This is a genomic window from Gordonia effusa NBRC 100432, assembly GCF_000241305.1.
Lineage (GTDB): Bacteria > Actinomycetota > Actinomycetes > Mycobacteriales > Mycobacteriaceae > Gordonia > Gordonia effusa.
This window is the reverse complement of sequence record NZ_BAEH01000026.1, coordinates 1-7638: the sequence shown is the minus strand read 5'-3', so window position 1 is coordinate 7638 and position 7638 is coordinate 1. Positions and strand designations below refer to the sequence as shown.

Annotated in this window: 4 protein-coding genes; 3 read left to right on the top strand and 1 reads right to left on the bottom strand. The window is 64.8% G+C overall.

Annotation, left to right across the window (positions count from 1 at the left end; translation table 11 throughout):
- Positions 1-226 precede the first annotated feature (226 nt).
- On the bottom strand, positions 227-1666 hold the full coding sequence (locus tag GOEFS_RS04340) for a CCA tRNA nucleotidyltransferase (protein WP_007316662.1): 1440 nt from the start codon (positions 1664-1666) through the stop codon (positions 227-229).
- Between the two features lie 130 nt (positions 1667-1796).
- On the opposite strand from GOEFS_RS04340, the gene GOEFS_RS22765 reads away from it, so the two are divergent.
- From GOEFS_RS22765 to murJ, 3 genes are all read left to right on the top strand, one after another.
- Positions 1797-2804, top strand: a complete 1008-nt coding sequence (locus tag GOEFS_RS22765) for an NUDIX hydrolase (RefSeq protein ID WP_083837229.1) — start codon at positions 1797-1799, stop codon at positions 2802-2804.
- Positions 2731-5334 carry a DUF6049 family protein gene (locus GOEFS_RS04330; RefSeq protein ID WP_170323128.1) on the top strand — a complete coding sequence of 868 codons (2604 nt, stop codon included), beginning with the start codon at positions 2731-2733 and terminating at the stop codon, positions 5332-5334. Before GOEFS_RS22765 ends, GOEFS_RS04330 begins: the two co-directional genes overlap by 74 nt.
- The coding region (gene murJ, locus GOEFS_RS04325; RefSeq protein WP_007316659.1) for a murein biosynthesis integral membrane protein MurJ at positions 5327-7638 on the top strand (2312 nt) is incomplete at its 3' end. The genes GOEFS_RS04330 and murJ, both read left to right, overlap by 8 nt.

The following is a 7638-nucleotide window of genomic DNA, read 5'->3' as shown; positions in this document are numbered from 1 at the left end:
CCCACCGCCTACCGCTGGTCGAGTGCCCGGCGAGGCGCCAGCCGAGCCGGGTGTATCGAGACCCCGCAACCCAAATACGAAGCCGTGCAATAGTTTTCGACGCTATCTCACTGGGTCTCGATCCACGCGCGTCTCGCTCCGCTCGGCGAGCGCACTCGACCACCCACATAGGCACCTCCCGGCTTCGCTCGGCGAGCGCACTCGACCATCGAGGGATTTCCGCGTCTTACGAACGCTCGGCCCACCACTGCTTGAGTGCCGCCTCGGCTTCGTCGCGGTCCATCGGGCCGCGGTCGAGGCGCAGTTCCTTCAGGTAACGCCACGCTTCGCCGACCTGGGGGCCCGGCGGCAATCCCAATAGCTCCATGATCGCGTTGCCGTCCAAATCTGGCCGCACCCGATCGAGGTCTTCGGCTTCCTGCAATACGGCGATCCGACGCTCGAGGTCGTCGTAGGTCTCCTGCAACTTGCGTGCGCGACGTTTGTTGCGTGTCGTGCAGTCGGCTCGGACGAGTTTGTGAAGTCGGTCCAACAGGTCGCCGGCGTCGGTCACATAGCGGCGTACTGCCGAATCGGTCCACTTACCTTCGCCGTAGCCGTGGAATCGCAAGTGCAAGAACACCAATTGCGCGACGTCGTCGGTGACGGCCTTCGGGTATTTCAACGCGCGAAAACGCTTGCGCACCATCTTCGCTCCGACCACCTCGTGGTGGTGAAAGCTCACGCCGCCGTTCGGTTCGTGGCGTCGGGTGTCGGGTTTGCCGATGTCGTGCAGTAACGCGGCCCACCGGAGTATGAGGTCGGGATCGCCGGTCTCCAGGTCGATCGCCTGCTGGAGGACGGTCAACGAATGCTGATACACGTCCTTGTGTTGGTGATGCTCGTCGATGGTCAGCTTCATCCCGGGGATTTCGGGAATGATTCGATCGGCCAATCCGGAGTCGACCAGTGCATCGACACCTTCGACGGCGTGTTCGCCGCAGATCATCTTGTCGAGTTCGACGCGGATGCGTTCGACCGTGATCCGGTCGATCTCGCCGACCATCTCCGTGATGGCGTCGAAAGTCCTCGGGGTGAGTCGGAAGCCGAGCTGGGCGACAAACCGGACGGCGCGCAGCATGCGCAACGGGTCATCGCCGAACGACTGCTGCGGTGCCGCGGGGGTATCGATCACTCCGGCGAGGAGTGCCGTCATTCCGTCCAGCGGGTCGACGAAATCGGCGGCGCCGTCAGCGGTGATCTTGACCGCCATGGCATTGATAGTGAAGTCGCGGCGCACCAGATCGCCGTCGAGGGTGTCGCCGAACGCGACTGTCGGGTTGCGCGATACCTGGTCATAGGTGTCGGCGCGGTAGGTCGTCACCTCAATCAGCGCGTGGCCTTTGCGAGCGCTGACCGTTCCGAAGTCGATTCCGGTGTCCCATACGGTGTCGGCCCAGTCGTCGAGTAGGGCCTTGATGGTGTCGGGCCGGGCATCGGTGGTGAAGTCCAGATCATTGCTGAGCCGTCCCAGCACGGCGTCGCGCACCGATCCGCCGACAAGATAGAGGTCGTGACCGGCATCGGTGAACAGCGCGCCGAGTGAATTAAGGACGTCAGATTCGGCCCGCAGGGTCGCCGCGGCGGCGGCAAGCAGCCGGGTGCGGCGTTGTGCGGGTTCTGTCACGGTCAGACACCTTACCTGGACCCGCGCCTAGCTCCCGAAACGTACTTTATGCCACCCGTGTAATCGCGGTTCCGACACTCGCTAACCCTTCCAGACGAACGGCAGGTGACCAACGACTAGCATTCAAGGGGTGTCCGCCGAACCGTCCAGCCCACATCAAGGCGTCGACGCCGACGCCGATGCGGGCCAGACCTCTTCGAATAGGCCGCACCGGAGTCGACGCCGCCGTGGGCGTCGTCCTGCCCTCCCGGCCTCGCCGACAGCGAGCACCCCGGCAGAATCGTCGGATCGCCCAACCGCCCCTAAGCCGGGGCCGATGCCGGAAAAAGTCGTCGCACGCGCACCGAAACCGTCGGACCTCGCGGTCCCCAAACCGGCTCCACCAGCGGCACCGAGTCCGCGCCCAAAGCCTGGACCGACCACGCCCGGTCAGGACAAGAATCGGCGTCGACGTGCCAAACGGCCCGACTCGGAATCGGCCAAGGCCGGTTCCGATCAGCCCAACGGTAAGAGCCGTGGGCCCAAGTTACGTACCGTCCGTGAGACATCGGCCGGTGGTCTGGTCATCTCCACCTTCGGTAAGCCCTATCCCGAGCTTTCGGCTGCTTTGATTGGGCGCGTGGATCGACGTGGCCGGATGATGTGGTCGCTGCCCAAGGGACATATCGAGACCGGGGAAACCGCCGAGCAGACGGCTATTCGCGAGATCGCCGAAGAGACCGGTATCACCGGGTCGGTCGTCGCGCCGCTGGGCAAGATCGACTACTGGTTCGTCAGCGACGGTCGGCGCATTCACAAGACTGTGCACCACTACCTACTGCGCAGTCTCGGCGGTGAACTCTCCGACGCCGACTACGAAGTCGCCGAAGTCGCCTGGGTCCCGTTAACCGAACTGCCGCGCCGGCTCACGTACTCTGACGAGCGTCGCTTGGCACGAATGGCCGAGGGAGTCATCGCCGACCTGACCGCCGATCCCCTTCGATTGGCACGGTCAGAAGCCGAGAGCATTCGCACCGAACCAAATGCCTATGAACGAGCCGCCGCCGCACGCAACCAGCGTCGCAATGATCCGCCGCCACCGGCGCGATCACGCCGACGCCGGCGCCGCGGACGTCGCGGCCCGTCCACAGATGGCTGACGCGTCACCGAGGCGCGCGATGCGTAGAACGCTATGCCTCATCGTCGTAGCCGTACTGGCGTTCGCAGGTCCGTTGCTGGCCTCCGCGTCGGCGGCGCCCGGCGGTGAGACTACAGCGCGATTCGCGAAGGTAGCTATCGAGTCAGTTTCGCCGTCGATGGTGACCACCACCAGCCGTTCGACCGTGACCGTCACCGGTCAGATCACCAACACCAGCGACCGTACGTTGAGTCAGCTCGGCGTTCGCCTGCAACGCGGCGAGCGAGTCGCCGACGCCTCGGGGTTGCGTACCGCGCTCGCCGCCGACGCCGCGACCTTCGACCTGGCCGGGCCATTCGTTGCGCTCAGCGGCTCGTTGTCGCCGGGCCAGAGCAAACCGTTCACCCTGTCATTGCCACTGTCGGGTCCCGACGGACTAAGGATCGATTCGACCGGCGTGTATCCGTTGTTGGTCAACCTCAATGCCGTCCCCGAATACGGTGCGATGGCCCGGGTCGCCGACTCGCGGACGTTACTCCCGGTCTTATCACTGCCGCCGAATCGACAGCGCGCATCGCAGTCGGCTCCCGGGGACATCGGCGGTGCTCCCGGAGATATCGACCCGGAATCGACGACCAGCGATGTCGGCCCGGACGGGTCGGTCGTGGCGAATCTGAGCGCGCCATCGGCGCTGACGATGTTGTGGCCACTCGCCGCGCCACCCCAGATGGCCCCCGGCCGGCTCGGTGGGACGCAACCCCGATTGATCAGTGAGGATCTGGCGCGATCCCTGGCACCGGGCGGCCGCCTGCGCACTCTGGTAGATGCCGTCGAGTCGGTAGCCGGTGTTAGCGACGAACCCGCGGCACCGTCGCTGTCGAAGGCGCCCACACCCACGACGCCGTCGAATCTGCAACAGTCGACCTGCCTCGCCGTCGACCCTGATTTGCTGATCACGGTTCGAGCGATGACTACCGGCTATGTGGTCACTACCGATCCGCGCAATCCCGAGGCCCCGACTAGTCCCGGAGCAGGATCGGACGACGCGTCCGCCTGGTTACGTGACCTGCAGCGGGCGTCGTCGCGTCTGTGCGTCGTCGCGTTGCCGTTCGCGGGTGCGGATCTGGATTCGCTGCATCAGGTTGACAATGGGTCGCTGGCCGAGTCAGCTCTCACCGCGCCAGCCGACATCGTCGACGGCATACTCAACGTGAAAAGCGTTCGGGGACTTACCATTCCATCGATAGGAGCGATTACCTCCGACGGCGCGAGCGTGTTAGCCGCCAACAAACTGACCAAGGCGGTCACCGCGGCGACATCGTTAGCCGGCTCCGGATCGCAAGTCGGCCAGTATCGAGTCGGTGGTCTTCGGGTCCAGTCCTACGACGCTCCGATCACCGCCGCTTTCGGTGCCCTCGGTACGCATCCACTGACGCCCGTGCTGACCCCCGACGACCAGCAGGTCACACTCGCCGACGAATCACCGCTGAGCCGACGCCAGTCAGCGCTCGCGGCGCTGGCCTTCCCGTCGATCAACGTTCCGTCGCAACGGGGGCCGACGGTCGGGCGCTCGCAGTTCATCGTGCCGCCCAACTTCTGGTCGCCAACCGCTGCCGACGCGCAGGCCCTGGTGTCGTCGGCGACCTTACTCCTCGAATCCGGCGTCGCCGCTCCGATGCCACTGGCGAAGGTCGTGGCTGGACTCGACTCGGACACCCTGCGAAACGCCCGCCTGGTCCCGCCGGCCGGAACAATGCTTGCCACCAACCGCGGTTGGCTACCATCGTCCGACGTCAGCCGCGATATCTCCGACCACGCCGCGCTGAGCTGGCAACTGCAGGCATCGCTGGTCAACAGCGACGCCGTCGACATCTCGCCGGAGGCCTACCTCGCCCCGCTGCGCGCCGATCTGTTGCGGGGGCTCAGTAGCCCGGCCCAGGACACCGCGACCGACCGCGTCGCGTTGCGCGCTGAGCGGGTTATCCGCGTCGCGGCGGTGGGGCAGACGCTTGAGCGGATGCGCTCGTCGGTCACTCTGCTGGACCCGGGCGGTCGTTACACACTGGTCTCTGAACGCAGTCCACTGCTTCTCGTCGCCCGCAACGACCTCGACGTTCCGATCCGAGTCCGACTCGACACCATCGCACCCCACGAACTCAATATCGACGACATCGGAGTTATCGAAGTTCCGGCACGAGGAACCCTTCAGGTGCAACTGCCGACGCGTGCGGAAACGTCGGAGTCGATGTCGGTGCAGATAGCATTGGTGACCAGCACCGGGGTCAGCGTAGGGGCGCCGATCAGCCTCTCGGTGAACTCCAATGCCTACGGCAAACCGCTATTCATCGTCACGCTCATCGCCGGTGTCGTGCTGGTCTTGTTGGTGATCCGCCGGCTGTGGCATCGATTCCGCGGACAGCCCGACCCGGCCGATGCCGACCGCCCGGAAGCTGATGAGGCGACCCGCGCGCTAGCCGCGACGGATTACGACCATCGCCTTGCCCAGGAGAAGGAACAAGAGAAGGAATTGGAAGGAGGGCCTGATGCCTGACCGTCAGCCACCGGGCCCGCAACCGCGTAGGCAACCGCCGCCGCGCCCGCAGCCCGGCCCGGGGTTTCGGCCGCTGTCGGGACCGCTCGCTGATCGGTCTCCGTTGGCGGGTGCTCGGCCAACCCCCGAACGCATCCCGCCGGCCAAGCGAGCACCGCAAAAGCAGGCATCGGACTCATCGATCCTGAAGACCAGCGGATCGATCGCCGTAGCGACGCTGATGAGTCGGATCACCGGGTTCGTCCGAACCGTGCTGGTGTTGGCGATGCTGGGAGCCGCGGTGTCGTCGGCGTTCCAGGCGGCCTACGTGTTGCCCAATATGGTCGCCGAAGTGGTTCTCGGCGCGGTCCTCACCGCGATCGTGATTCCGGTTCTGGTTCGCGCGGAGGCCGAAGACGACGACGGCGGCGCGACGTTCATCAACCGGATTTTCACGCTGACGGTGACGCTGCTGGGTGTGGCCACGGTGCTCGCGCTGGTCGGCGCGCCGGTATTGACCTATCTCAACGTCGGCGATGGCGACGTCAATCGGGACCTCGCGACCGCGCTGGCCTATCTATTGCTGCCGGAGATCCTGTTCTACGGTCTATCGGCGCTGTTCATGGCGATCCTGAACGTCAAGGGCTATTTCAAACCGGGTGCGTGGGCGCCGGTTCTCAACAACGTCGTGCAGATCGCGACGTTGATCATCTACGCCGCACTGCCGGGCGAGATCACGCTCAATCCGGTTCGCATGTCCAACCCGCAGATCCTGGTGCTGGGTATCGGCACGACGATCGGCGTGATCGTTCAGGTGTCGGTGCTGGTGCCCTATCTCAAGCGGTCGGGTGTCCGGTTGCGCTGGGTATGGGGTATCGATGATCGGCTACGGCGGTTCGGCAATATGGCGCTCGCGGTTGTCGTGTACGTCGCGATCCTGCAGGTCGGTCTGATCATTACCTATCGCATCGCGGCGTCGGCGGCTGATTCGGGCATTAGCGTCTACGCGACGCATTGGCAGTTGCTGCAACTCCCCTACGGCGTCCTCGGCGTGACGATCCTGACCGCGATCATGCCGCGACTGTCGCGGAACGCGGCGGCCAAGGACACCAACTCGGTGATCGACGACCTGTCACTCGCGACGCGGCTGACGATGGTGGCATTGGTCCCGGTCGTCGCGTTTATGACATTCTTCGGTCCGGCGATCGGTGTCGCGGTCTTCAATTTCGGCAACTTCGACGCCGACGTCGCCTCCCAACTCGGTTCGGTGCTCGCCTGGGGTGCGTTCACCCTCATCCCATACGCGATGACGCTGGTCCAACTGCGGGTGTTCTACGCACGGGAAGACGCGTGGGCTCCCACGCTGATGGTCCTCGGTATCACCGCCATCAAGGTCGCGTTGTCCTATCTCGGGCCGGTGCTCTTCGACGATCCCGACCTGGTCGTGCGCTGGCTGGCACTGTCGAATGGTGCCGGATATCTGGTCGGGGCGATCGTCGGCCACTTCCTGCTCAAGAAGCGACTAGGCAATGTCGCGATGACGAATGTCACGCGGACAAGCGTATTGGCAATAGTGGTATCGGTTGCCGCCGCCGGGCTGACCTGGTCGCTCGCCAACCTGTCCGGACTGCACCACCTGGCCACCGACGCGGGGAAGTTCGGCTCGCTGGTCTATCTCTTCTTGACCGCGATCGTCGCGCTGGGACTCTCCTATGCCGGGTTGGCAATTCTGAAGGTGCCCGACGTCGTCGCGATCACGGTCAGTCTGCGCCGAGTAGTTGGCCGATTCATTCCGGCACTTGCCCCGACGAGCGTTCCCGAGGCGGAATCCACCGCGGCGATGACGATTCAGTTTCCACGGATCGGCGTCGAAGAATCGGTACCGTATTCTGGACAAGTACAGGTTTTGCGGCGCTTCGACCGCGGGACGTCGACGTGGCAGTCATACTCCGTCCATAGCGGTGGAGCTGCCGGCACCGGCGTGTACAGCCCACCCGACATGAGGTACCGCAGGAGAGGAGCTCGGGGTATGAGCGACGGTGACGTCGAATCCGTGAACGAGACACAAACCGTTGACTCACCGAATGAACCGAGGCCAGCTCGTCCTCGTGGTCCGCGCTTGGTGCCCGGTGCTGCGGTCGCGGGTGGACGCTATCGACTGCTCGATCCGCACGGTGGTACTCGTGGGCTTCAGTTCTGGCGCGCCCTGGACATCAACCTCGACCGTGACGTGGCGTTGACTTTCGTTGACGCCGACCAACTTTCGGCACCACCGGCCGCGGGCAGCAAGTCCGACGGACCCGAAGAAGGCCCGCAGGCGGTTCT

Bases quoted from the DNA above. Each gene is read 5' to 3' on its own strand.
- GOEFS_RS04330 (WP_170323128.1), top strand. From the start codon at position 2,731: ATGATCCGCCGCCACCGGCGCGATCACGCCGACGCCGGCGCCGCGGAC.